Source organism: Klebsiella planticola ATCC 33531 (assembly GCF_000735435.1).
In the GTDB taxonomy this organism is placed as follows: domain Bacteria; phylum Pseudomonadota; class Gammaproteobacteria; order Enterobacterales; family Enterobacteriaceae; genus Klebsiella; species Klebsiella planticola.
Genome location: NZ_JMPP01000006.1, coordinates 1 through 25363 on the forward strand (window position 1 = coordinate 1; position 25363 = coordinate 25363).

The 25363-nt window shown below is 58.5% G+C and carries 18 protein-coding genes; 6 read left to right on the forward strand and 12 right to left on the reverse strand.

Annotation, left to right across the window (positions count from 1 at the left end; genetic code table 11):
* Nucleotides 1–180: 180 nt before the first annotated feature.
* Nucleotides 181–939: an IclR family transcriptional regulator gene (locus GRPL_RS23550; RefSeq protein WP_004857393.1), complete on the forward strand. Its 759-nt coding sequence runs from the start codon at nucleotides 181–183 to the stop codon at nucleotides 937–939.
* A 4-nt stretch (nucleotides 940–943) separates the two neighbouring features.
* Here the strand turns inward: GRPL_RS23550 and GRPL_RS23545 are convergent, their stop codons facing one another.
* The 8 genes from GRPL_RS23545 to iolD form a co-directional block, all read right to left on the reverse strand.
* Entirely contained in the window at nucleotides 944–2563 is a 1620-nt protein-coding gene (locus GRPL_RS23545; RefSeq protein WP_032698294.1) for a glycoside hydrolase family 43 protein, read from the reverse strand.
* Between the two features lie 12 nt (nucleotides 2564–2575).
* Nucleotides 2576–3955 carry a glycoside-pentoside-hexuronide (GPH):cation symporter gene (locus GRPL_RS23540; protein ID WP_032689746.1) on the reverse strand — a complete coding sequence of 460 codons (1380 nt, stop codon included), beginning with the start codon at nucleotides 3953–3955 and terminating at the stop codon, nucleotides 2576–2578.
* 357 nt (nucleotides 3956–4312) lie between these two features.
* On the reverse strand, nucleotides 4313–6280 hold the full coding sequence (locus tag GRPL_RS23535) for a YjhG/YagF family D-xylonate dehydratase (RefSeq protein WP_032698296.1): 1968 nt from the start codon (nucleotides 6278–6280) through the stop codon (nucleotides 4313–4315).
* A gap of 14 nt (nucleotides 6281–6294) precedes the next feature.
* On the reverse strand, nucleotides 6295–7203 hold the full coding sequence (locus tag GRPL_RS23530) for a dihydrodipicolinate synthase family protein (protein ID WP_032698297.1): 909 nt from the start codon (nucleotides 7201–7203) through the stop codon (nucleotides 6295–6297).
* 410 nt (nucleotides 7204–7613) lie between these two features.
* Entirely contained in the window at nucleotides 7614–8513 is a 900-nt protein-coding gene (iolE, locus tag GRPL_RS23525; protein ID WP_032689750.1) for a myo-inosose-2 dehydratase, read from the reverse strand.
* A gap of 23 nt (nucleotides 8514–8536) precedes the next feature.
* Nucleotides 8537–9421, reverse strand: a complete 885-nt coding sequence (locus GRPL_RS23520) for a sugar phosphate isomerase/epimerase family protein (protein WP_032698298.1) — start codon at nucleotides 9419–9421, stop codon at nucleotides 8537–8539.
* A 42-nt stretch (nucleotides 9422–9463) separates the two neighbouring features.
* Nucleotides 9464–10477: a bifunctional inositol 2-dehydrogenase/D-chiro-inositol 1-dehydrogenase gene (gene iolG / locus GRPL_RS23515; protein WP_032697187.1), complete on the reverse strand. Its 1014-nt coding sequence runs from the start codon at nucleotides 10475–10477 to the stop codon at nucleotides 9464–9466.
* Between the two features lie 47 nt (nucleotides 10478–10524).
* A complete protein-coding gene (iolD, locus tag GRPL_RS23510) occupies nucleotides 10525–12465 on the reverse strand; it encodes a 3D-(3,5/4)-trihydroxycyclohexane-1,2-dione acylhydrolase (decyclizing) (RefSeq protein ID WP_032698299.1) in 1941 nt (646 codons plus the stop codon).
* Nucleotides 12466–12993: 528 nt separating this feature from the next.
* Between iolD and GRPL_RS23505 the strand changes: the two genes are divergently transcribed.
* A complete protein-coding gene (locus GRPL_RS23505) occupies nucleotides 12994–14907 on the forward strand; it encodes a bifunctional 5-dehydro-2-deoxygluconokinase/5-dehydro-2-deoxyphosphogluconate aldolase (RefSeq protein ID WP_032697185.1) in 1914 nt (637 codons plus the stop codon).
* 150 nt (nucleotides 14908–15057) lie between these two features.
* Nucleotides 15058–15918 (forward strand): MurR/RpiR family transcriptional regulator, encoded by an 861-nt coding sequence (locus tag GRPL_RS23500; protein WP_032689755.1) that lies wholly within the window; start codon nucleotides 15058–15060, stop codon nucleotides 15916–15918.
* A gap of 274 nt (nucleotides 15919–16192) precedes the next feature.
* Here the strand turns inward: GRPL_RS23500 and iolB are convergent, their stop codons facing one another.
* Nucleotides 16193–17002 (reverse strand): 5-deoxy-glucuronate isomerase, encoded by an 810-nt coding sequence (gene iolB / locus GRPL_RS23495; RefSeq protein WP_032689761.1) that lies wholly within the window; start codon nucleotides 17000–17002, stop codon nucleotides 16193–16195.
* A gap of 18 nt (nucleotides 17003–17020) precedes the next feature.
* Nucleotides 17021–18526: a CoA-acylating methylmalonate-semialdehyde dehydrogenase gene (locus GRPL_RS23490; RefSeq protein WP_032698301.1), complete on the reverse strand. Its 1506-nt coding sequence runs from the start codon at nucleotides 18524–18526 to the stop codon at nucleotides 17021–17023.
* Nucleotides 18527–18878: 352 nt separating this feature from the next.
* Here GRPL_RS23490 and GRPL_RS23485 point away from each other — a divergent pair, with 352 nt between their 5' ends.
* Both GRPL_RS23485 and GRPL_RS23480 read left to right on the forward strand, forming a co-directional pair.
* Entirely contained in the window at nucleotides 18879–19700 is an 822-nt protein-coding gene (locus GRPL_RS23485; RefSeq protein ID WP_032698302.1) for a TIM barrel protein, read from the forward strand.
* A 98-nt stretch (nucleotides 19701–19798) separates the two neighbouring features.
* Nucleotides 19799–21301 carry a helicase HerA-like C-terminal domain-containing protein gene (locus GRPL_RS23480; RefSeq protein ID WP_032689764.1) on the forward strand — a complete coding sequence of 501 codons (1503 nt, stop codon included), beginning with the start codon at nucleotides 19799–19801 and terminating at the stop codon, nucleotides 21299–21301.
* 39 nt (nucleotides 21302–21340) lie between these two features.
* Here GRPL_RS23480 and lptG read toward each other — a convergent pair whose 3' ends face one another.
* Both lptG and lptF read right to left on the reverse strand, forming a co-directional pair.
* Nucleotides 21341–22423, reverse strand: a complete 1083-nt coding sequence (gene lptG, locus GRPL_RS23475) for an LPS export ABC transporter permease LptG (protein WP_032689765.1) — start codon at nucleotides 22421–22423, stop codon at nucleotides 21341–21343.
* Complete coding sequence (gene lptF / locus GRPL_RS23470; protein WP_032697183.1) at nucleotides 22423–23520, reverse strand: LPS export ABC transporter permease LptF; 1098 nt, start codon at nucleotides 23518–23520, stop codon at nucleotides 22423–22425. Before lptF ends, lptG begins: the two co-directional genes overlap by 1 nt.
* Nucleotides 23521–23787: 267 nt before the next feature.
* Here lptF and pepA point away from each other — a divergent pair, with 267 nt between their 5' ends.
* Nucleotides 23788–25299, forward strand: coding sequence for a leucyl aminopeptidase (pepA, locus tag GRPL_RS23465; protein WP_004857309.1), 1512 nt, complete (start codon nucleotides 23788–23790; stop codon nucleotides 25297–25299).
* The last annotated feature ends 64 nt before the right edge of the window (nucleotides 25300–25363 follow it).

Here is a 25363-nt window from a genome sequence, read left to right on the forward strand (position 1 = left end):
CGCTGCGCTTACCGGGCTACTGACCAGCGCCGTACCGTCGCCCGGGCAAGGGGTTTACCCCGCCGCCCGGGAACGTGCTCCCCGAGGTGATATTGCTCGCCCTTTCCACGCCAGCCGTTTGATTTTTCAGCGTAAAAAGGGTACGTTTTCATCTTCCCCCAGCGTGAGCAGTCGTGCATTATGCCTATTATCCAGTCTGTTGAACGAGCCCTGACGATCCTCGACCTGTTTAACGAACAAGCCACGGAACTGAAGATAACCGATATCAGCAAACAGATGGGCCTCAGTAAAAGCACCCTCCATTCGCTGCTCAAAACCTTACAGCTGCACGGCTATATCGATCAGAATCCGGAAAACGACAAATACCGCCTGGGCATGAAGCTGGTCGAACGCGGCCATTTTGTCGTAGGGACGATGGATATTCGCCAGAAGGCGAAAAGCTGGCTGACGGATCTCTCGCAGCGCACCGGGCAGACCACTCACCTCGGCATTCTTGACGGCCACGAAGGCGTCTACATCGAGAAAATTGAAGGCAGGCTTGCGGCCATCGCCTACTCGCGCATCGGCCGTCGGCTCCCCATCCACGCAACGGCGATCGGTAAGGTCCTGATCGCCTGGCTGAGCGAGGCGGAGCAAAATACTCTGCTGGAAGGCTATCAGTACACGCCGTTTACCCCCGCGACGCTGACCTCCCGCGAGGCGCTGCTGGCGGCGCTGGCGCAAACCCGCGCCCAAGGCTATGCGCAGGACAGCGAAGAGAATGAGCAGGGCGTGCGCTGTGTGGCGGTACCGGTGTGGAACCATGAATCGCGGGTCATTGCCGCACTGAGTCTGTCAACGCTCACCTCTCGCGTCGATGAGGCTGAGCTCGCGCGCTATCGCGCCTTGCTGGAAGAGGCCGGGCGCCAGCTGTCGAAAGCGCTGGGCTACCCGGCCTGAGGGGTTATCCGACTATCGGCTCATAGCTGAAGTAGTCAAAGTCCGCATAGCAGCCGTCGCCGCTGATATCCTCGCAGTGCAGGCCGACAAAGGCGCCGGTAAAGAACCCGCGCCCGCCGATATAATCATCCGACAGCTTCCAGGCGGCATATTCCACCGGCACGCCGTGCCACGCCTCACCGTCAAACGAGTAGCTGTAGCGATAGACGAGATGGTCGACATCGACCCGGAGCCACACGCTCTGCGCCGCGTCCGGCACCGCAATCGGGTGTTCATGCAGCGGCCACGACGGCACGTTGTGGTCAAGCTGCAATACCTTAATGGTTCTGCCTTGCCCCTCTTCATAGTCAACGAAGCAGTAGCTCCAGTTTTTGCTGTTGTAATAGCAGGTTAACCCGGCGCTCTGCTGGAAGTTCTCCGGGGCAAACTCCATCCGCGTTTCGGCGCGGAAGGCAAAGTGCTGCCAGCGCCGCGCCACGGTGGACTGGGTAAAGGTGGAGTTGAGCGAATCGTTGCCGTACAGGCGCAAGAAGCCCGGCCGCGCGCTGAGGGAACCCAGCGTGTCATCAAACGGAATACGCAGGGTCTGCAGCTGCGGATTGAGCGTCGGGCCGCTGAACTCATCCCGCCAGCTCTCATCAGCGACGACGCGGCTTTCGGCCATTTTCGGCCCCGGCACGCTCAGCTGGGCGTGTTTGCCCCCTGCCACCGACGGCCAGCCGTCGTGCCAGTTGATGCGCGCAATCCCGGTTTCCCGCCCCAGCGAGCAGTAGCCGCGCCCGCCGGAGGCCAGCAGCGGCACACCGGGCAAGCGCTGCGGACGGCTGGTGAGATAGGCCATATACCATTCGCCGGTGTGCGTCTCCAGCAGCGAACCGTGGCCGCTTTTCTGCAGCGGGTTTTCCGGCAGATGCCAGCTGGTCATCAGCGTCCCGTCCGGGTGCAGTTCGTACGGCCCGTCGATATTTTTCGCTCTGAGCACCACCACCGCATGTTCATAACTGGTGCCACCTTCGGCCACCAGCAGATAGTACCAGCCCTCTTTATGGTACAGATGGGCCCCCTCGGTATAGCGCAGCGCCGTGCCGGTAAACAGGGTTTTTCGCGTCTTCGACAGGGTCTGCGTCTGCGGGAAATACTCCTGCAGGACGATCGTGCAGTGCGGGTCACTGTGGTGACGCGGCCCCCACGGGCGGTAAATATAATATTTACTCCCGTCCAGATCATGAAACAGCGACGGGTCAAAGCCGCCGTTACCCATCGCGATCGGCTCACTCCACGGCCCCTCAATAGAGGGGGCGGTGACCAGATAGTTGCGACCGTTTTTCCACGGCGAGTCGACGATTTTCACATCGGTATACAGCAGCCAGAACAGCCCGTCGGCGTAGCTCAGGCACGGCGCCCAGATCCCGCCGGAGTCGGGGTTGCCTTTCATATCCAGCATCGACACGCGATCCAGCGGCATGCTCACCAGCGACCAGTTTTTCAAATCCCGCGAGTGGTAAATCCGCACTCCCGGAAACCACTCAAAGGTGGAGGTGGCGATGTAGTAATCCTCGCCCTGGCGACACATTGACGGGTCCGGGTTAAAACCGGTCAGAATCGGGTTAGTTATCGTGTACATATTGCCTCCTGCTTAATGGGATGTCGCGGCAGCGGCGGCAGGGACGCCCTCTTCCTGCGCCGCGCGATGTTGACGTAACTGCTGGCTGATGGCCTCCACCCGGGCATCGGTCAGCTTGTAGAATGAGAGCATGGTGAACATGCCGATATAGAGCACCACCGGTACCACGCAGAACAGGATTTTGATGGTGGTTAGCACCTCAACCGGCTGCACGCTGCTGCTGGCGGAGTAGTTCACGTAGGCCAGAATCCAGCCCACCACCGCGCCGCCAATGGCCAGGCCAATCTTCAGACTGAACAGGTAGGTTGAAAAAACCAGTCCGTCGAGACGGCGGCCGCTGCGGCTTTCTTCGTAATCCACTACGTCTGAGGCCATCAGCCACTGCAGCGGCGTGGTGGTGTTGAAAATGAACAGGAAGACGATGTTGAGCGCGAAAATCAGCGCGATATAGTCAGCCGGGGTAACAAAAATCAGCAGGCTAATCAGGGAATAGACCACGATAATCCCTTTAAAGGCCTTCACCCGATCGAAGCGCCCCAGCAGGCGCGAAGAGGCCAACGAACCGAACATGGTGGCGATGCTGCCGTAGAGCAGAAACTGCATCGCCAGCTCCGGGTGGTCCATCACGTATTTCACGAAGTAGAGCGTTGCCCCTCCGCGAACCACGTTGGAGCAGGTCGCCATCATTTTGAAAGCACACATGATTCGCCACTGGGTGTTGCCGAACAGCAGCTTAAGATCTTTCACCACCGATGCGCCAGGCTGCACGTCGAAGGTATAGCGCTCTCTGGTCGTGAAGAAGCACACATACAGCAGCACGACGCCGGTCAGCCCGAGCACGCACATGGCGCCAAAGTAGCCCACCTGCTCGTTGCCTTTGCCAATGATGCTCACCAGCGGCAGCGCAATCCCGCTAATCGCCAGCGATCCCGCGGCCGCGAGGAAAAAACGCCACGACTGCAGGGCATGGCGCTCTTTCGGATCCGCCGTAATCACCCCCGGCATCGCGCAATAGGGGACGTTAACGAAGGTGTAGACCAGCGTCAGCAGAATATAGGTCACGCAGGCATAGATAATTTTGCCCTGCGCGGAAAAGTCCGGCGTGTAGAAGGTCAGCATACAGACGATGCCGAACGGAATGGCGCCCCACAGCAGGAACGGGCGGAACTGGCCGTAGCGGGTACGGGTGCGGTCTACCAGCAGCCCCATCAGCGGATCGGTGACGGCATCCAGCACGCGGGAAACCAAAAACAGCGTGCCCATAATACCGGCGGAGAGGCCAAACACATCGGTGTAGAAATAGGCCAGCAGAAACATCGTCGCCTGCCAGACGAAACCGCACGCGGTATCGCCCAGCCCGTAGCCGATTTTATCTTTCATGGTTAATTGCATATTTATCCCCAACCCCAATGAGTGGAATGGCGCAAACGTCAGGGACCTGAAAAGGGAATACATACCCGCTGCAACGTCAGGAAATCACCCATTATACGTGTGCTTAATTTTCACGTTTTCGTGTTAATAGAGTGTAAGAAGATGTGCATTTTTACGGCAATGGTCATTTTTAATTTATGAATTATGTTTTTTGGTTTTTGTGATTGCCATCGTTATAAAAAAGGGAGGACATAATATTTTTTAGTCTTAATTTTTAAATGGTTATAAAAAACAAAAAAATAACCATAATGGTATTTAATGCAGACAAAAAAGCCGTCCGCGGACTATTTCCGCAGACGACATTGCAGCAGAATTTAATTAAATACCGAGCGCTTTTTTACCGGCGTTTATAACCTCGATAATTTTATCTGTATCGTATATACAGCCTTTCCATGTCCCTCCACTGACCGATTGCAGCGCCGCCCACAGGCGGGTATCGTCCGGTAAAAAATCATGAGCGTGCAAATCGGGATGCGGCGTTCTTGCCGCCAACTCTGCCGCCCCCTCTTCCGGCGTCAGCCGCTGGTGCGCCGTACCGAGAAAATTGACGTGACCGGTGAGCGCCAGCCTGTCGACGACGATCTCAATCACATCGTCATCGCGCAGCTTGCCGATGGGCCCGCCCGCCAGTGCTTCCGGGGCGACGTGGCCGAAGCAGGCGCCGGTCGACACGCCGGAGAAACGGGCATCGGTGATCAGCGACACCGTCTTCCCCCACGAGACATGTTTCAGCGCCGAGGTGAGCTGATAGGTCTCTTCCATGCCGGTCCCGGACGGCCCGCCGCCGATCACCACCATAATATCGCCCTGCTCGATCTCGCCGTTTTTGATCGCCTTGATCGCCCGGGCTTCCGAAACAAATACCCGCGCCCGTCCGGTGTGGCGATACACGCCGTCGTCATCCACCACCGACGGATCGATCGCCGTGGCTTTGATCACCGAACCTTCCGGCGCAATATTTCCTACCGGGAAGGCCACCGTGGAGGTGAGTCCTTTGGCTTTCGCCCGCGCCGGCGGGAGAATCACATCATCCGGATCGACGCCGTCCTGTTCGCGCAGACACTGACGGAATTTCTCACGCCGCTCGGAAGTCTGCCACCAGTCGAGGTTTTCTCCCACCGTCTGGCCGGTGACCGTCATCGCGTCCAGATGCAGCAGACCAAGATCGCGCAAGTGCAGCATCACTTCCGGCACTCCGCCGGCGAGGAAAGCCCGCACCGTCGGGTGGTAGTCCGGCCCGTTCGGCAACACGCTGACCAGACGCGGGACGCTGCGGTTGATCCGCGTCCAGTGTGCAACATCAGGAATGGTGCACCCCGCCGCATGGGCGATGGCGGGAATGTGCAGCAGAAGGTTGGTCGAGCCGCCGAACGCCGCGTGGATAACCATCGCGTTTTCGATCGCCTTATCGGTCAGAATATCGCGCGTGGTAATGCCGCGATTATCCAGCTCACTCACCGCCCGCGCCGACTGGCGAGAGATTTCCAGCCATACGTCCTGCCCCGACGGTGCCAGCGCCGAGTGCGGCAGCGCCAGGCCGAGCGCTTCCGCAACGACCTGCGAGGTCCCCGCCGTGCCCAGGAACTGGCAGCCGCCCCCCGGCGAAGCGCAGGCGCGACAGCCCAGTTCAGCGGCCTCCTGCAGCGACAGCTCGTGGTTGGCGTAGCGTGCGCCGATGGTCTGGACTTTACCGGCATCTTCGCCAAAGGTCGGCGGCAGCGTCGCCCCGCCGGGCACCAGAATCGTCGGCAGGTCATGCATTGCCGCCAGGGCGATCATGGTCGCCGGCAGGCCTTTGTCACAGGTCGCCACGCCGATCACCGCCCGACGCGTCGGCAGCGAGCGGATCAGACGACGAAACACGATCGCCGCATCGTTGCGGTACGGCAGGGAGTCGAACATGCCGTACGTACCCTGAGAGCGCCCGTCGCACGGGTCACTGACGAAGGCGGCGAAAGGAATCCCGCCGTTGCGGGTAATCTCCCTGGCCGCCGCCTGCATCTGCAGGCCAATTTCCCAGTGGCCGGTGTGGTAACCCAGCGCCACCGGGCGGCCGTCGCCGGCGCGAATCCCACCCTGAGTGCCGATAATCAGCACCTCTTTGCCGGTGAGTTTGTTCGCGTCCCAGCCCATGCCGGCGTTTTGCGTCATCCCGAACAGATTGCCGCTCGGCGACTCCATCAGCATTTGCGGCGTCAGCGGCAGCGCCCCCTGCGGGCCAGCGGCATGGGTGATGACCGCATAAAACGCATCATTCTGGGGAGTGAAAATCGTCTCTATTGCCATCTTAATTTTCCGGTTCAGCAGAGTCTGAGCTGTTGTAGCAGCGTTTTGAGCTGCCGCTTTTTCGCCTCGTCCAGCGGAGAGGACGGGGGCAGCACATGCGTGGAGATCGGCCGCCTGCACAGTACGATCGCCTCTTTAATCACATTCACAAACGGCGTATCCAGCTGGTACAGCTGCGGGATTTTCAGCAGCGTCTGATGGTAGCGCGCGGCCTCCGCCAGGTTGCCGTCGCGGAAGGCCTGCAGCAGCTTCACCGAGATCTGCGGGGCAAAGTTACCGCTGGCCGAGATGGCCCCGTCGCCACCCAGCAGCAGGGTGTTAAACAGGTGGTCATCATAACCGCACAGCACAGAGAAGTGCGGGTGTGCCGATTTCACCGTCTCAATCATGCTGCGCAGATGAGCCACCGAGTCGATGGTGTCTTTGATGCCGACAATATTGCTGCGCGAGTCGGCGAGAGTTTTGACCAACGCGGGCGTCAGATCCTGACCGCTCAAGGCCGGGAAGTTATACAGCAGCACCGGCAGCGTGACGCTATCGGCTACCTGCTGGAAGTAGCGAATCAGGTTGGGCTCAGAGACTTTCCAGTAATAGGGGTTAATTACCACAATACCGTCGGCGCCGGCCTGCTGCGCGTGCTGGCCGAGTTCGATGGTCTCCCGGGCGTTGGTGCCGCCGGTACCAATCAGCACCGGCACCCGGCGGTCGACGTGGGCGATGGCGAAGTCGGCAATGGCTTTGCGCTCATCGGCATTAAGCTGCGAAAACTCCCCGCCGCTGCCGAGGAAGAACAGGCCGTCGACGCCCGCGGCGATCATGTCGTCGATCAGCGCGGCGGTACCCGGTTTATCGAACTGGCCATCGGCGGTAAAAATGGTGGAGACAGGCGGAATAATCCCCGAGAACTGCACGGTTTGCGGCATGAGATCTCCTTGCTGAATCAGTTTGTTCTACATTATAGAACAGTGTTCGTTTATTTAACGACCATACTATGCCGCCAGCAAAGAGAAGGTAAATGGGGTGACGGACGTAAGTGCACGTTTTTCAGACTGGATCACAAAATGCTGCAACGCCCGATGCGTGCGACAAACCGGCCTCTCTTGCCCGGGCTACGCACCGACACCAACCGTAGCCCCGGTAAGCGTCGCGCCAGCCGGGAGTGTTCCTGGATGACAGAAGATGAACTGTTCGCTGCGCGGCCCGTTCGGGAGGAGCAGCGCTGTACGAGGGGGATTATCGGGGCGTTAACCTGCCATGGACGGGTTTGTGGTGCGGCACGTAAAGCGCAAAAAAACAGGCCACAGCGCTGTGTGGCCTGAAAGTGGATCAACGATTAGATTCCTGCCGTTTCACGAATATATTTACGCGCTTTGAGGGCGTATTCGAAGGGGTTAGCCAGCGCCGGATCCTGTTCGGCTTCAACCACCATCCAGCCTTTGTAGCCATGGTCGTCCAGCAGTTTGAACACCGGACGGAAGTCGATCACGCCATCGCCAGGCACGGTGAAGGTGCCTTTCTTCACGCCATCAAGGAATGACAGCCCTTCGCGACGAACCTGCTCAATCACCGGCGGACGGACATCTTTCAGGTGCACGTGGTTGATACGCGGCAGGTATTTCTTGAGGATCGCCAGCATCGGCGCTTCGCCCCCTTCGGAATACCAGGCGTGTCCGGTATCGTACAGCAGAAAGACTTTGTCATCGACCAGCGACATAAATTTGTCGATCTCTTCGCTGGTCTGAATACCGGTCCCCATATGGTGGTGCAGGCACACCTGCATGCCCTTCTCGGCGGCCAGGCGCCCCAGCGTGTTGTAGCCTTCGGCGACGCGCTGCCACTCTTCCTCGCTGAAGCAGGGTTTTGCCTCGCCGAGAATCGGTTTTTCCAGCCCCTGAATGCTGCCGCTTTGCTCGGAGCAGCCAATCACTCTCGCCCCCATCGCGTGCAGGAAATTCATGTGATTCACAAACTCGTCAATGGTCTTTTCCCGCTGCCCGTTGGCAAAAAAGGTGCTGAACCAGGCATTGCAGATCTGAATGCCGCGAATATCCAGCATCGGCTTCAGCACCGCCGGATCGCGCGGGTATTTGCTGCCCACTTCGCTGCCGCTAAACCCCGCCAGCGCCATTTCGCTGACAATCTGCTGAAAGGTATTTTCGCTGCCCAGTTCAGGCATATCATCGTTGGTCCAGCCAATAGGGGCGATCGCCAGTTTTACATTATCTTTGTTCATAAAAATGCTCCTGTTGCCGCGCTTTAGCGACGCAGCAATTCACGTTCGATGAGTTCACGGGTTTCCACTGCCTGGTATTTCATTTTTTCCGGGTAGCCAAATAGCGAGGCGGCCACAATCGGCGCGCCGCCGACCTTGAAGGTCTGCTCGGCAAATTTCATTTCGCGCAGGGTGCGGAACAGCGCGTCGAAATCCACATCCCCCTCGCCAACGCCCACATGCTGGTGGACCGCGGCATCCACGCCCGGCGGATTAACGATATAGCGACAGTGCTTGGTATGGTTGCGGGTATCGGCGATCAGCACATGGGAGAGATCGCTTCCCGCATAGCGCAGCATTTTCTCGACCTCACCTTTCCCTTTGTCATAAAAGAAGGTGTGCGGAACGCTGTATACGTACTTCACATTCTCGCTACGGAACGACTTCACGATATCGACGGTTTCGTTGCTCTCTTCACAGAAGTCCCACGGATGCGCCTGAATCTCCACGCGAATACCTTCGCGCTCGAAAATGGGCAGCAGCTCATCCATCGAGCGATAGAACATCTCTTCGCAGATTTCCGGCTGATTCGGATCGCCGGAAAACTCGGTGTTGATCACCTGCACACCCATTTCTACCGCCACTTCGATCAGCCGTTTCCAGTTTTTTACCGCCGCCTGACGGCGCAGTTCATCCGGGCCGGACCAGCGGTAAACGCAGATAAACGAGGAGATCTCCACGCCGGTCTCACGCAGCGCCTGTTTGTACTCGGCAATCACTTCCCGACCGGCGCGCGGATGTTTGTAGAACGGGTTAATCTGCGGATGGGGCGATTGCTCAATGTACTTGTAACCCCATTCCGCAACCTGGTGGACCATCCGGGTAATCCCGAGATCGCGAATCACATCAACGTCGAAAGCAATTTTCATCGTCGTTACCTGTTCAAAGAAGTTCCGTAAGCGAGAGGCGGATTAGCGTTTGTAGAATGCCGGGCACTCAGGCAGCGTCACCTCAACCGGCTCGCTGGTTCCCTGGGCTTTAATACAGGCGTCAGCAGCCACGGATGCCGCATAGCCGTCCCATGCCGATGGGCCCTGCAGCTGACCTGCCTGAACATCATTGATGAAGGCCTGCAGCTCCACGTCGTAGGCTTTGATAAAGCGATCCTTCCAGTCGGTCAGGATGGCGGTCGACAGGTTAGCGGCTTTGCGCATCTGCACTGCTGACGGCTCAGGCAGGCGGGCAATACCGGTTTCGCCCACCACTTCGCACTGAATGTCGTAGCCGTACTGGCAGTTGACGAAGACTTCCACGTCGATCAACGTGCCTTTTTTGGTTTCAAACGACACAATCTGTGGGTCTTTCAGACGCGCGTGGGTATGGGAAGTAGAGCGCGGGAAGCGCACCTGTACCGAACAGTAGTCATCGTTGAGCAGCCAGCGCAGCACGTCCAGCTCGTGGATCAGGGTGTTGGTGATCGCCATGTCGGTGGTGTAGTTCTCACCGACCGACTGGTTACGGTGTGCGCAGCGCAGCATCAGCGGCGCGCCGATATCACCATCATCAATGACTTTTTTCAGCGCCAGGTAGCCTTCATCGTAAGGGCGCATAAAGCCCACCTGCACCAGGCGGCGGCCCGCTTTCATTTCCGCATCGACAATGCGGCGGCAGCCTTCCGCGCTCATCGCCAGCGGCTTCTCGCAGAACACCGGTTTGCCGGCGGCGATCGCCGCGAGGGTATACTCTTCGTGCGTCGGATCCCACGAGGTGACAAGGATAGCGTCGACATCGCTGGACTGGATAACATCGTGGCCGTCGGTGTAGATTTCCGCCTGCACGCCCGGCAGCGCTACCGCCGCACGTGCGCTCTCCGCATTGATATCCGACACCGCCACCACGGTGGCTCCCTGTAAGACCTGGGTACAACGACGGATATGTTCTTTCCCGATGGCGCCAGCGCCGATGACACCTAATTTGAGTGACATAGTGGTTTTCTCCGTGATTCTGTAGGGTTCAAGGTGAGCGTTCTGTTCTAGTAATCCCGCGCTTCGGCGCGTTTTTCATTAATCATTTCAGCAACTTTGCGAATACGTTCTGACAAGGCCGTTTGGGCGACGCCGACGTTCCACCAGCTGCCGTAGGAATGCACCATGGTCTTCGGCAGCACTTTAATATCAATCAGCGTGCTGATCGTCTCGCGACGCGCGGCATCCAGCGCCTGACGCAGTTCATTCAGGGTGGTGACACGCCAGGTTTTGCAACCGTAGCCCGCCGCAATAGTGGCGAAATCGACCGGCACCAGGCCGCCCTGCAGCTGCCCGTTCTCCGCTGAGCGATAGCGAAACTCGGTGCCGAAGCTGCCCATACCGTGGCCAATCTGCAGGTTGTTGATGCAGCCGTTGGCCATATTGTCGAGCAGTACCACGTTGATCTTCGCCCGCTCCTGCAACGAGGTCACCAGCTCAGAGTGCAGCATCATGAAAGAGCCGTCTCCGACCAGGGAATAGACTTCGGTTTGCGGCTGCGCCAGCTTCACCCCCAGCGCGGCATTCACTTCATAGCCCATGCAGGAGTAGCCGTACTCTACGTGATAGGTGTTGGGGGCCCGGTTGCGCCAGACGCGCTGCAGATCCCCGGGCAAGCTGCCCGCTGCCGCCACAATTACCGCATCCGCCGCAAGCGTTTCATTGAGTACCCCCAGCACGCTGCTCTGGGTCAGCGTGGAGTCGGTGATCTGGCGAAATTCCCGATATACCGACTCGCGATCGAGAGCATCATCGACTTCCGGGACAAAAGCCTCTTCCTGCCAGACGGCCTGATAGACGCGCTGGGTCTCTTTCAGCTGGCGGCTCTGGACGCTGTCAATCTGCGCGCCCCAGTTCGCCTGCCAGCCTTCGCTGGCCAGCGCGCTGTCCAGTGACGTCAGGGCTTCGCGGGCATCGGCCAGCAGCGGAATGCCGTCAAGTTTCCAGGCATCGAAGTTGCTGACGTTGACATTCAGAAAGCGCACGCCGGGGTGCTGGAACAACCATTTTGATGAGGTGGTGAAATCGCTAAAGCGGGTGCCGATACCGATAACCAAATCGGCTTCTTTCGCCAGCAGGTTGGCGGCCAGGCAGCCGGTTTCGCCGACGCCGCCGACGTTCAGCGGATGGGAGGAGACCACCGTCCCTTTCCCGGCCTGAGTTTCTGCGAACGGAATGCCGTAGCGTTCCGCGAAGCGGGACAGGGCTTCCCCGGCACCGGCATATTTCACCCCGCCGCCGCAAATAATCAGCGGTTTACGGCTGGCCTTAATGGCCGCCACCGCATCCGTCAGCTGGGCGGCGCTGGCCGGACGGCGATCGAGACGATGCACGCGGCGAACAAAGAACGACTCCGGGTAATCCCAGGCTTCGCCCTGCACATCCTGCGGCAGACAGAGAGTGACGGCGCCGGTTTCCGCCGGATCGGTCAGGACGCGCATCGCGTTAATGCAGGCGCTCATCAGCTGTTCCGGGCGCGTAATGCGATCCCAGTATTTGCTGACGGCCCGGAAGGCGTCGTTGGTGCTGATGCTGAGGTCATAACTTTGCTCAACCTGCTGCAGCACCGGGTCCGGCTGACGGCTAGCAAACACATCGCCGGGCAGCAGCAGCAGAGGAATACGGTTGGCGGTGGCCGTCGCGGCGGCGGTAATCATATTGGCCGCCCCCGGTCCGACGGAAGAAGTGCAGGCAATGATCTGGCGGCGCAGAGACTGGCGGGCGAAACCGGTGGCGGCGTGCGCCATACCTTGTTCGTTACGCCCCTGGAAGACCCGCATTTCGCCGCTGTCTTGTTCCAGCGCCTGGCCCAGCCCCAGCACGTTGCCGTGGCCAAAGATGGCGAAAATACCTTTTACGAATTTATGCTCTTCGCCATCCACGTCGAGAAACTGGTTATCAAGGAACTTCACCAGCGCCTGTGCCATTGTCAGTCTCAGTTTGCCCATCTTGCACAATCCTTATTGTTCAGTATTTGTGTGTGGGTTAGCGCGTTTTCCCCGTACTACACGCTTGTCACAGCCGCGGGAAATCGTTAACGTCCACTGGAATACTTTTGGATTATAGGCAAACATTTTTTTCATTAAATAGAAATACAGAAAAAATATTTCATTTTGCGAGAGGGATCAAACTCTCTCTCTGTTTCACCCGTTTCACCCACGCCGCCCACACCGCCTTCGGCCGCTCAAGGCGCGCCGCCGCTTAAATATCCCTTTAAAAATCATGCATAAAGCACTCTCTTACCGAACCATGTCACAGCAGGCGTCATCCGCGCCTTCGATCCTTTGCAGAATGGGGCCTGGCGCGGCAGAGTGGTAGATCCCTCACACTTTTGGTTTTTTAATTTCGATCTCATTTGCAAATGAAATATTTATTTCTCAAACTAGGGATATCCGTTCACCCTCAGGCTGTGTGTGGAGTCCTTGTCGGCATTCCGACCCTTCCGTACAGCAGATATGTAAAAGGAAAACCTAGCTATGAATGCAGCAGTAAAGCGGCTCGACGTCATCTGTATTGGCCGGGTGGCTGTCGACCTCTATGCCCAGCAGATTGGTGCAAGGCTAGAAGATGTTGCCAGTTTCTCTAAATATCTGGGCGGCTCTTCCGGCAACGTAGCCTTTGGTACCGCCATTCAGGGATTAAAATCAGCCATGCTGGCACGCGTCGGCGATGAGCACAATGGCCGTTTTCTACGCGAAACGCTCGGCCGGGTCGGGGTCGATACCGAATACCTGATCACGGATAAACAGCGTCTCACCGCGCTGGTGATGCTGGGCATTAAAGATCAGGAGACCTTCCCGCTCATTTTTTACCGTGATAATTGTGCCGATATGGCGCTGGTGCCTGAGGATATTAACGAGGAGTACATCGCCTCTTCCCGTGCGCTGGCGGTAACGGGCACGCACCTCTCTCATCCCAACACCCGCGCGGCGGTACTGAAAGCGCTGGAGTACGCCCGCCGTCACGGCCTGCGCACCGCGCTGGATATCGATTACCGTCCGGTGCTGTGGGGATTGACCTCGCTGGGTGACGGTGAAACGCGTTTCATCGAATCCGGTCCGGTCACCAGTCAGCTTCAGGAAGTGCTACATCTGTTCGATTTAGTGGTCGGTACAGAAGAGGAGTTCCATATTGCCGGCGGCAGCACCGATACGCTGACCGCGCTGAAAAATGTCCGCCATGCGACCAAAGCGACGCTGGTCTGCAAACGGGGCCCGATGGGCTGCGTGGTGCTGGAAGGCGACATTCCCGATAGCTGGGACAGCATTCCGCTCCAGCAGGGCGTACGGGTTGAGGTACTCAACGTGCTGGGCGCGGGCGATGCCTTTATGTCCGGTCTGCTGCGCGGCTGGCTGAATGATGAAGGCTGGGAACAGGCGTGTCGCTACGCCAACGCCTGCGGCGCGCTGGTGGTCTCGCGCCACGGCTGCGCGCCGGCGATGCCGACCAAAGTCGAGCTGGATGATTATCTGCTGCGGGCGCAATCCGTGCCACGTCCGGATATCGATGCGCGATTAAACCATTTACACCGCGTCACCAGCCGCCGTCAGCAGTGGCCGGAGCTGTGCATTTTCGCTTTTGATCATCGTAAACAGTTGGCGGATCTGGCCCATGAAACCGGATGCGATCCGGCCTCTATTCCCCGGCTCAAGCTGCTGCTGCTGGCAGCCGCCGAAGCGGCCGCCAAAGAGGCGGGGCTGGAACAGCGGAGCGGGATTCTCGCCGACGGCACCTACGGTCAGAGCTCGCTGAATGCCATTACCGGTAAAGGCTGGTGGATTGGTCGCCCTATCGAGCTACCGGGTTCGCGCCCGCTGCGTCTGGAGCACGGCAACATTGGTTCCCAGCTGATCGACTGGCCGCTGGAGCATGTGGTGAAATGCCTGGTCTTCTATCATCCGGCAGATCCGGCACCGCTGCGGGCTGAGCAGGATGCGCTGCTGCTGGAAGTCTGGCAAGCCTGCAACAAGTCCGGACACGAGCTGCTGCTGGAAGTGATCCAGCCGGAAAATGGCCCGGATAAAGACGAGCGTCACTACCACACGATGCTGGAACATTTTTACCAGCTCGGCATTCAGCCGGACTGGTGGAAGCTGCCGCCGCTCTCCAGCGCCAGCTGGGAAAAGATCGCGGGTCTGATCGCGCGCGAAGATCCCTGGTGTCGCGGGATCCTGCTCCTTGGCCTCGATGCGCCGTCAGATCGGCTGCGCGCCGGGTTTGCCGAGGCCGCCGGCCACCCGATCATCAAAGGCTTCGCCGTCGGACGTACCATTTTTGGCCAGCCTTCACGGCGCTGGATGGCGGGCGAACTGAGCGATGAGGCGCTGATTGGCGAGGTGAAACGCAACTACCTGACGCTCATCGACTACTGGCGTGAAGCCCGCGGTTAACCGCGATAAAACCCGCCCGCGCCTCCCGGTGCGGGTTTTTTTTCTGTTTCTTCGTGAAATGAATCGCGTATTTCATCGCAAAAAATGAAAAATTCGCTTCATTTGGTACACTGGAAGTTATATTCCTTTCATTTTCTCAGAGCGCAATCTATGGCCAATAATCCGACCCAACTGACCATCCTGCAGGATGAAATCCGGCGTCGCTACGATACATTAAGCAAACGCTTAAAACAGGTGGCACGCTATATTCTGGATAACAGTAATAGCGTCGCTTTCGATACCGTCGCCTCCATCGCCCAGCAGGCGGATGTCCCGCCATCGACGTTGATCCGTTTCGCTAATGCGTTCGGCTTTAGCGGCTTTAATGAAATGAAGCAGATGTTCAGACAGCATCTGATGGAAGAAACCGCCAACTATACCGAACGCGCGCGCCTGTTCCGCCAGACCACCAACGATGAAACGTCGCCGCCGGAAACGCCGACTGAAATTCTCAATATGTTCACCATGGTGAATACCCAGGCGCTGCAGCAGCTGGCGATGCAGACCTCTGGCGATGATCTCGAGCGCGCGGTCGCCCTGCTGGCGGAGGCGGAGAATATCTATGTGATTGGCCTGCGCCGCTCGTTTAGCGTCGCCTCCTATTTGACCTATGCGCTGCGTCATCTTGACCGTAAAGCGTTTCTGATCGATGGCCTCGGCGGAATGTTCACCGAGCAGCTGAGCCTGGTGGGACCGAAAGATGTGGTGGTCGCCGTAAGCTTCTCGCCCTACGCGCGTGAAGTTGTCGAGCTGGTTGAACTTGGCGCCCAGCGCAAGGCGCGACAGATTGCGATTACCGACAGCCAGGTCAGCCCGCTCGCGGCCTTCAGCGATGTCTGCTTTGTGGTACGTGAAGCGCAGGTTGACGGTTTCCGCTCCCAGGTGGCCTCTCTGTGCCTGGCTCAGACGCTGGCCGTGTCACTGGCGCTAAACAGCAGCAAAGAACCGCAAACCCAGCAGAACCTCGCCTGACCCTGCCCCCTCTCCCGGATTCCGCGCCAGCGCCTTATCCGGGCGACCATCCCCCTGTAGCCCCGGTCAGCGCAGCGCCACCGGGGGAATATCTCCGGCCTTCAGGAAACCTCCCGGATTCCGCGCCAGCGCCTTATCCGGGCGACCATCCCCCCGTAGCCCCGGTCAGCGCAGCGCCACCGGGGAATACTTGCGGGCAGCCACCGGGGAACAGGAGCAGACAAAAAGGGCCGCTAAGCAAAAACTTAGCGGCCCTTTTAACGCTTGCGATCCGTCAGTCGTGACGAGGATAGTCAGGACTGTTGATCCACGCGTGGTCCTCTTCCCAGGTAAACAACCACTTGCGCTCCGGCCCGGCCATCACGTTCAGATAATAGCTGTCATACCCGGCAATCGCCGCGACCGGGTGATAGCCGCGCGGCACCATCACCACATCGTGGTTGTAAGGCGCCATGCAGGCATCCAGGCTGCGATCATCGGTATATACCCGCTGGAGTGCGAAGCCCTGCGGCGGATCGAAACGGTGATAGTAGGTCTCTTCCAGCTGGGTCTCTTTACCCGGCTGCGCGGTATCGTGTTTATGCGACGGCCAGGAGCTGGTGGCGCCTTCGTCGGTATACACCTCCACCACCAGCAGACAGTCGGCCTGCGCATTATCCGGCAGGATATTGTGCACCAGACGCTGATTACGCCCTTTGCCACGATGTTCAACGCCCACATCCTGCGGACGAATCACCCGTGCCGGCAGCGTACCTTTACCTGGCGCGCTGCACACCGCCAGTTCAAGGTCAGAATCCGCCGTCACCTCCACCTTGTCCTGCGTCGGGACATACACCGCCCACGGCGGCGTACGTTCAAACGGCGACATTCGCTGTCCCAGCCCGGGGAAGTCGGCCTTCGTCGTTTTAACCGACGCCAGCCCGGCAACCAGCACCAGACACAGCTCGCGCTCGCCGCTTTCCAGCGTAATGCTCTGCCCTTTTTTCAGCATCCACACATCAAAACCGATATAGCGCCAGCCGGCGCTTTGCGGCGTGATGTGCTGGATCTGCCCCTCTTTTCGTGATTTAGCCAGTAACGACATGGCGTTCTCCTTCGCCGATTAACCTAATGTCGGCATGCTGAATTCAGATACGGTTTGCTGCCCTTCCGGCCAACGCACGGTGGCGGTTTTCATCCGGGTGTAGAAGCGCACGCCGTCAGGTCCATGGACGTTGAGGGCGCCAAATACCGAGCGTTTCCAGCCGCCGAAGCTGTGGAAGGCCATCGGTACCGGAACCGGCACGTTCACCCCGACCATTCCGGCCTGGACATCATGCACGAATTCACGGGCGGTGTGTCCATTGCTGGTGAAGACGGCGCTGCCGTTGCCAAATTCGTGGCTGTTCACCAGCTCCAGCGCGCTGTGATAGTCCGCCACGCGGACAATGCCCAGTACCGGTCCAAAAATTTCTTCCCGCCAGATGGTCATATCCGGCGTCACGTGGTCGAACAGCGTACCGCCGACATAGTACCCGTCATCATAGCCTGACACGCGCAGCTTACGCCCGTCGACGACCAGTTTCGCCCCTTCGCTGGCGCCTTTATCGATATAGCCCAGCACTTTCTTCTGATGGGTATCGGAAACCACCGGGCCCATTTCGTTCTCTTCTTTGCCGCGCATGCATCCCGGCCCGACTTTCAGCGTTTCCACCAGCGGCTTCAGACGCGCAATCAGCTTATCCGCCGTTTCATCACCCACCGCGACCACGACCGGCAACGCCATGCAGCGCTCGCCCGCAGAACCAAACGCACCGCCCATAATCGCATTTACCGTCGCATCCAGATCCGCGTCCGGCATCACAATCGCATGGTTTTTCGCCGCGCCAAAGGCCTGCACGCGTTTGCCGTGGGCGCTGGCGGTTTTGTAGATATATTCGGCAACGCCGGAGGAGCCGACGAAGCTGACCGCCGCAATACGCGGATCGGTATACAGCTGCTCAGCATCATCGTTGCTGCAGTGCACAACGTTAAAGACGCCATCCGGCAGGCCTGCTTCCTTCAGCAGTTCAGCCAGGCGTACCGCGGCCGTCGGGGCCAGCGCCGGCGGCTTGAGGATGAAGCTGTTGCCGCAGGCCAGCGCCAGCGGGAACATCCACATCGGAACCATCGCCGGGAAGTTAAACGGCGTAATCCCCGCCACCACACCCAGCGGCTGCATCAGCGAATAGCTGTCCACGCCGGTGCCGACGTCAGATGAGTATTCACCTTTAATCAGATGCGGAATACCGCAAGCAAATTCAACCACTTCCAGACCACGGGTCAGTTCACCCAGTGCATCTGACCAGACCTTACCGTGCTCGCTAACGATGATTCCCGCCAGCTCCTCAGCATGTTGCTCAAGCAGCATTTTAAAGTTGAACAGCACGCGGGCGCGGCGTAGCGGCGTGGTGCGCGACCAGCTTTCAAAGGCATCACGGGCAACCTGAATGGCATCAGAGACTTCCTGAGCGGTCGACAAAGTGACTTCGCGCACCACCTTGCCCGTCGCCGGGTCGTACACCGGCATCGTTTCATTGCTGCTGCTGGTGACGGTTTTCCCGCCAATAAAGTTTCCTGTGATCGTCATCTTCTCGCCTCATGATGTGGGAAGGCCAACGCTGCGGCCCCTTTCCGATTTTGCTGTGCTATAACCGTAGTAAAATGAAACTTATATTTCAATGTTGATGTAGAATGAAATTCTATTTTGGTGATGACCGTCGCATTTCCCGGCCCCGGCGCTCGAGTTTCGTCAAGAAAGCGCCTGCGATAAGATTCAGCTGCGACGCCATCTGTACCCGATGTAACTTAGAGCGGTAAAGTACGATTATTTGCGAAGCAGCTCAAAGATCCACCATTTCAGTCATTGCTAATTATGAAATAAATGTTTTGACTTACAGTCGATCGAATAAACCCAACCTATCGTCATTCAGGAGAGCCACATGGCTATCGCACTGCAACGTTTCTGTCTTAATCGCAAGATCGCCCCATCGCTGAGCATCGAGGCCTTTTTCCGTCTGGTGAACAGTCTTGGGCTGAATAAGGTCGAGTTGCGTAACGATTTGCCCGCAGGCAAAGTGACCGACGATCTCAGCCATCAGCAGGTGCGCGAGCTGGCCGACCGCTACCATATTGAGATTTTGACCATCAATGCGGTGTACCCGTTTAACCGCCGCACGGAGCAGGTTCGCGGCCTGGCCGAATCGTTGTTGCAGGAGGCCAGAGCCATTGGCGCTAAATCGCTGGTCCTGTGTCCGCTCAACGATGGCAGCGAAGTACCGGCCAGCGAAACGCTGAGCGCGCTGCGCGATCTGTCGCCGCTGTTCTCGTTTTACGGCGTGCGGGGCCTGGTTGAACCGCTGGGTTTCCCGCAGAGCTCACTGCGCTCTGCCGCGCAGGCGCAGACGCTCATCCGCGATGCGAAAGTCCCGTTTAAGCTACTGATTGATACCTTCCACCACCATCTCTATCCGCAGGCGGATGCCGAGTTTAGCCAGGTGGATATCGCTGACATCGGTCTGGTGCACCTCTCCGGCGTGGAAGATGCCCGTCCACGGGAAAACCTGACCGACGACGAACGTATCATGCTGACGGAAAAAGATCGGCTGCATACCTGTGAGCAAATCAAACACCTCGAAGCCCGGGGTTATCAGGGGGTGTATGCGTTCGAACCGTTTGCGCCGGAGCTGGCATCCTGGAGCGAAGAGGATATCCGCCGCGAGACGGAACGGAGCATCGCGCTCATTCAACGCCATTGCGCCTGAGAGAAATCAACGCCACGCCAGGCGAATGCAGCGATTTCTCACGTCGGTTTGCGGCCAGTTTGCCTATAATCGACGCAGGATAAATGGAGGAATCGATCATGAGCGCACCCCTGCTGATTGCCCGCACGCGGGAAAAACAGCTGCATTTGCTACCGGGAATGGCCAACCGCCACGGCCTGATTACCGGTGCGACCGGCACCGGTAAAACCGTCACCCTGCAAAAACTGGCGGAGTCCTTTTCCGAAATCGGCGTACCGGTGTTTATGGCCGATGTAAAAGGCGATCTGACCGGGATTGCCGCAGCGGGCCAAAGCTCGGAGAAACTGCAGGCGCGGCTGGAAAAAATCGGCGTCACCGACTGGCAGCCCCACGCTAACCCGGCGGTGGTGTGGGATATTTTCGGCGAGAAAGGCCACCCGGTCCGGGCGACGGTGTCCGATCTCGGGCCGCTGCTGCTGGCGCGATTATTGAATCTCAACGAGGTCCAGTCCGGCGTACTGAATATTATCTTCCGCATCGCCGACGATCGCGGCCTGCTGCTGCTCGACTTTAAAGATCTGCGCGCCATCACCCAGTATATCGGTGACAACGCCAAAGCTTTTCAAAACCAGTATGGCAACATCAGCAGCGCCTCGGTCGGCGCTATCCAGCGCGGCCTGCTGACCCTGGAGCAGCAAGGGGCGGAGCACTTTTTCGGCGAGCCGATGCTCGACATCGAGGACTGGATGCGCCTCGACGAGAACGGCAAAGGGGTGATTAATATCCTCAGCGCCGAAAAACTGTATCAGATGCCGAAACTCTACGCCGCCAGCCTGCTGTGGATGCTCTCGGAGCTCTACGAGCGCCTGCCGGAAGCCGGAGATCGGGAAAAGCCGAAGCTGGTCTTTTTCTTCGATGAAGCGCATCTGCTGTTTAACGATGCGCCTCAGGTGCTGCTGGATAAAATCGAGCAGGTTATCCGCCTGATTCGCTCCAAAGCCGTGGGGGTTTACTTCGTCTCGCAGAACCCGTCGGATATTCCCGATGCGGTTCTCGGCCAGCTGGGCAACCGGGTTCAGCACGCCCTGCGCGCCTTTACGCCGAAAGATCAAAAAGCGGTGAAAACCGCGGCCCAGACCATGCGCGCCAACCCGGCTTTCAGCACCGAACAGGCTATCCAGGAGCTGGGTACCGGCGAAGCGCTGATCTCCTTCCTCGATGAAAAAGGCAGCCCGTCGGTGGTCGAGCGCGCGATGGTGATCGCCCCCTGCTCACGCATGGGACCGGTGACGGACGACGAGCGTAATGGCCTGATTAACCACTCCGCGCTGTACGGCAAGTATGAAGAAGAGGTCGATCGCGAGTCCGCATTTGAAATGTTGCAAAAAGGGGTACAGGCAACCCCAGAACAACAGGCGGCTCCGCCGGCAAAAGGCCAGACGGGCAGCGCTGACGACGGTCTGCTGGGCGGGCTGAAAGATATTTTGTTCGGCACCACCGGTCCACGCGGCGGCAAACATGATGGTCTGGTACAAACGGCCGCTAAAAGCGCGGTTCGGCAGGTGACCAATCAGATAGTCAGGGGCATGCTGGGGAGTTTACTCGGCGGGCGAAAACGGTAGTCTCATCCCCCTCCCGGCAGGCGGGAGGGGGACCGGCGGCTAGTTTCTTTTCATCATCAGCCAGAGGCTTATCAGGAAGAAGCTGGCGCTTGGCAGCAGCGCGCCGATAATCGGCGGGATGCCGTAGACCAGCGTCAGTGGGCCAAAAATCTGGTCCAGCACGTAGAAGATAAAGCCAAAGCTGATCCCGGTGACCACCCTTACCCCCATCGCCACGCTGCGCAGCGGGCCGAAGATAAACGACAGCGCCATCAGCATCATCACCGCCACCGACAGCGGCTGGAAGATTTTGCTCCACATGTTGAGCTGGTAGCGTCCCGGGTCCTGTCCGCTGGATTTCAGATAGGTCACGTAGTTATGCAGGCCGCTGATCGACAACGCATCCGGGTCCAGCGCCACCACGCCCAGCTTGTCGGGCGTCAGCCTGGTTTTCCAGGTGCCGCTGACCATCTGCGAGCCGGTGATCTGTTTCGGATCGGTCAGGTCAGACTCATCGACCTGCGACAGGCGCCAGACTTTCGTCTCGTTATCAAATTTTGCCGAAGCGGCGTAGCGCACGGTCTGCAAACGGCGCTGGTCGTTAAACGCGTAAATACTCACGCCGCCCAGCTCATCGTTGCCTTTCACCCGTTCGATATAAACGAAGTTATGGCCGTCTTTCGCCCACAGCCCCTGCTGGGTCGACAGCAGCGAACCGCCGTACATCTGCTGGGCGCGATAATTACGCGCCATCTGCTCGCCCTGCGGCGCCACCCATTCACCGATCGCCATGGTCAGCAGCACCAGCGGAATCGCGGTTTTCATCACCGCCAGCGCCACCTGCAAGCGGGTGAAGCCGGAGGCCTGCATCACCACCAGTTCGCTGCGCTGCGCCAGCATCCCCAGGCCAAGCAGGGCGCCAAGCAGCGCCGCCATCGGGAAGAAAATCTGCACATCTTTTGGCACGCTGAGGAGGGTATAGAGCCCGGCACCGAGCGCGTCGTAGCTGCCCTGGCCGGCTTTTTTCAACTGGTCGACAAACTTGATAATGCCTGAGAGCGAAACCAGCATGAACAGCGTCATCATGATGGTGTTGAAAATCGTCCTGCCGATATAACGGTCGAGTACGCCAAACGCCTGCATCACACCGCTCCTTTGTTAAAACGGGCACGGAAGCGGCGCATCGGCACCGTATCCCACAGGTTCAGCAGCACGGCCAGCGCGAAATAGAGCAGGTTAATCCCCCACATCCAGATCATCGGGTCGATTTTACCTTTACCGCCGTTTGACTTAATCGAGGTTTGCAGCAGGAAGAAGACCAGATACAGCAGCATCGCCGGCAGCATCGACAGCACGCGGCCCTGACGCGGGTTCACCACGCTCAGCGGAACCACCATCAACGCCATAATGAACACCGTCGCCACCAGCGTGAAGCGCCAGTGCAGCTCGGCGCGCGCGCGGTCAGTATCGGTGCGCCACAGCGTGCGCATGCCCATCTGTTCGGTGTCGTCAGGGTCCGAGGCCACCGCCTGATGGCCAATAATGGCCTGGTAATTTTTAAAATCGGTGATGCGGAAATCGCGTAGCATCGCCGTACCTTCAAAGCGGGTACCCTGATTCATGGTCACCACCTGCGAACCGTCTTTCTTCTGCGTCAGTTCGCCGGAATCGGCCACCACGACGGAAGGTCGCGCGTTACCTTTCGGCTTCAGCTGCGCCAGGAAGACATCATGGAAGCGCTTGCCGTTGACGTTTTCAATAAACAGCACGGCGCTGCCGTCGCTGGCCTGCTGAAACTGTCCCTGGGCCAGCGCCGCCATCCCGGGGTTGGCTTTCGCTTCCGCCAGCACTTCGTCCTGATGGCGGGACGACCAGGGGCCGGCCCACATCACGTTGACCGCCGCCACCGCGCCGGTAAACAGCGCGAGGATCATCGCCGCTTTCACCAGTACGGCCTTACTCAGGCCGCAGGCATGCATCACCGTGATTTCACTTTCGGTATACAGTTTGCCCAGCGTCATCAGCAGCCCGAGGAATAAACTCAGGGGCAGAATGAGCTGCGCCATTTCCGGTACGCCCAGCCCTAACAGCGAGAGCACCAGATTTGTCGGGATATCGCCATCCACCGCGGCGCCAAGGATCCTGACCAGTTTCTGGCAAAAGAAAATCAGTAACAGGATGAACAGGATCGCCAACTGGCTTTTCAGCGTCTCACGAACCAGATATCTTATGATTATCACTATAAATACGCCCGTAAAAACCCGTCTTATTGCAGGAAAATTGCTTGTTTCATGGCTTAAACGTCATTTATTCTCTTTGGTCTTCGAAATCATCGCTAAGATTAAATGACTCACTGGTTCCGCGTATCAGGTTTTTTTCTGACGAACCAAAGCCGTAATAACGTTAAGATTAACACGAAGTCACCGCAACAGCGGACATGAGTTACGAAAGCTTGCAATTCTATCCGTAGCCACCGTCGTTGTCTTTAAGATTCAGGAGCGTAGTGCATGGAGTTCAGTGTAAAAAGCGGTAGCCCGGAGAAACAGCGGAGTGCCTGTATCGTAGTCGGCGTCTTTGAACCGCGTCGCCTCTCCCCGATTGCCGAACAACTCGATAAAATCAGTGACGGCTATATCAGCGCGCTGCTGCGTCGCGGTGAACTGGAAGGTAAGCCTGGCCAGACGCTGCTGCTGCACCATGTGCCCAACATTCTGTCAGAACGTATTCTGCTGATTGGCTGTGGCAAAGAGCGTGAGCTGGACGAGCGTCAGTACAAGCAGGTTATTCAGAAAACCATTAATACTTTGAATGATACCGGTTCAATGGAAGCCGTCTGCTTCCTGACCGAACTGCACGTGAAAGGCCGTAACAACTACTGGAAAGTTCGCCAGGCCGTTGAGACCGCCAAAGAGACGCTGTACAGCTTCGATCAGTTGAAAACCAACAAAAGCGAGCCGCGTCGCCCGCTGCGTAAAATGGTCTTCAACGTCCCGACCCGTCGCGAGCTGACCAGCGGCGAACGCGCCATCCAGCACGGACTGGCCATTGCCGCCGGTATCAAAGCGGCGAAAGATCTCGGCAATATGCCGCCCAACATCTGTAACGCCGCCTATCTGGCCTCTCAGGCCCGTCAGCTGGCCGATACCTACAGTAAGAATGTGATCACCCGCGTCATCGGCGAACAGCAGATGAAAGAGCTGGGTATGAACTCTTACCTGGCGGTTGGCAACGGTTCGCAGAATGAGTCGCTGATGTCGGTGATTGAATACAAAGGCAACCCGGCGGAAGACGCGCGCCCGATCGTTCTGGTCGGCAAAGGGCTGACCTTTGACTCCGGCGGTATCTCCATCAAGCCTGCCGAAGGCATGGACGAGATGAAGTACGACATGTGCGGCGCGGCGGCGGTCTACGGCGTGATGCGCATGGTTGCTGAACTGCAGCTGCCGCTGAACGTGATCGGCGTCCTCGCCGGCTGTGAAAACATGCCTGGCGGCCGCGCCTATCGTCCGGGCGACGTCCTGACCACCATGTCCGGTCAAACCGTTGAAGTGCTGAATACCGACGCCGAAGGCCGTCTGGTGCTGTGCGATGTGCTGACCTATGTTGAGCGTTTCGAACCGGAAGCGGTGATTGACGTCGCCACGCTGACCGGCGCCTGCGTGATTGCCCTGGGCCATCACATCACCGGCCTGATGTCTAACCACAATCCGCTGGCTCACGAGCTGATCGGCGCATCCGAACTGGCGGGCGACCGCGCATGGCGCTTACCGCTGGGCGACGAATTCCAGGATCAGCTGGAGTCAAACTTCGCGGATATGGCCAACATCGGCGGGCGTCCTGGCGGCGCGATCACCGCCGGCTGCTTCCTGTCGCGCTTTGCCCGTAAGTACAACTGGGCACACCTGGATATCGCCGGCACCGCCTGGCGTTCCGGGAAAGCGAAAGGCGCCACCGGCCGTCCGGTCGCCCTGCTGTCGCAGTTCCTGCTCAATCGCGCCGGGTTTACCGGCGAAGAGTAATTGCCGTCTGATGCCCGGCGGCGCTACGCTTGCCGGGCCTACGCAAAGATGCCGTTTGTAGGCC

Excerpts from the sequence above, each read along its gene's own strand:
- GRPL_RS23550 (WP_004857393.1), top strand. The coding sequence starts at position 181 with ATGCCTATTATCCAGTCTGTTGAACGAGCCCTGACGATCCTCGACCTG.
- GRPL_RS23545 (WP_032698294.1), bottom strand. The coding sequence starts at position 2,563 with ATGTACACGATAACTAACCCGATTCTGACCGGTTTTAACCCGGACCCG.
- GRPL_RS23540 (WP_032689746.1), bottom strand. The coding sequence starts at position 3,955 with ATGCAATTAACCATGAAAGATAAAATCGGCTACGGGCTGGGCGATACC.
- GRPL_RS23535 (WP_032698296.1), bottom strand. The coding sequence starts at position 6,280 with ATGGCAATAGAGACGATTTTCACTCCCCAGAATGATGCGTTTTATGCG.
- GRPL_RS23530 (WP_032698297.1), bottom strand. The coding sequence starts at position 7,203 with ATGCCGCAAACCGTGCAGTTCTCGGGGATTATTCCGCCTGTCTCCACC.
- iolE (WP_032689750.1), bottom strand. The coding sequence starts at position 8,513 with ATGAACAAAGATAATGTAAAACTGGCGATCGCCCCTATTGGCTGGACC.
- GRPL_RS23520 (WP_032698298.1), bottom strand. The coding sequence starts at position 9,421 with ATGAAAATTGCTTTCGACGTTGATGTGATTCGCGATCTCGGGATTACC.
- iolG (WP_032697187.1), bottom strand. The coding sequence starts at position 10,477 with ATGTCACTCAAATTAGGTGTCATCGGCGCTGGCGCCATCGGGAAAGAA.
- iolD (WP_032698299.1), bottom strand. The coding sequence starts at position 12,465 with ATGGGCAAACTGAGACTGACAATGGCACAGGCGCTGGTGAAGTTCCTT.
- GRPL_RS23505 (WP_032697185.1), top strand. The coding sequence starts at position 12,994 with ATGAATGCAGCAGTAAAGCGGCTCGACGTCATCTGTATTGGCCGGGTG.
- GRPL_RS23500 (WP_032689755.1), top strand. The coding sequence starts at position 15,058 with ATGGCCAATAATCCGACCCAACTGACCATCCTGCAGGATGAAATCCGG.
- iolB (WP_032689761.1), bottom strand. The coding sequence starts at position 17,002 with ATGTCGTTACTGGCTAAATCACGAAAAGAGGGGCAGATCCAGCACATC.
- GRPL_RS23490 (WP_032698301.1), bottom strand. The coding sequence starts at position 18,526 with ATGACGATCACAGGAAACTTTATTGGCGGGAAAACCGTCACCAGCAGC.
- GRPL_RS23485 (WP_032698302.1), top strand. The coding sequence starts at position 18,879 with ATGGCTATCGCACTGCAACGTTTCTGTCTTAATCGCAAGATCGCCCCA.
- GRPL_RS23480 (WP_032689764.1), top strand. The coding sequence starts at position 19,799 with ATGAGCGCACCCCTGCTGATTGCCCGCACGCGGGAAAAACAGCTGCAT.
- lptG (WP_032689765.1), bottom strand. The coding sequence starts at position 22,423 with ATGCAGGCGTTTGGCGTACTCGACCGTTATATCGGCAGGACGATTTTC.
- pepA (WP_004857309.1), top strand. The coding sequence starts at position 23,788 with ATGGAGTTCAGTGTAAAAAGCGGTAGCCCGGAGAAACAGCGGAGTGCC.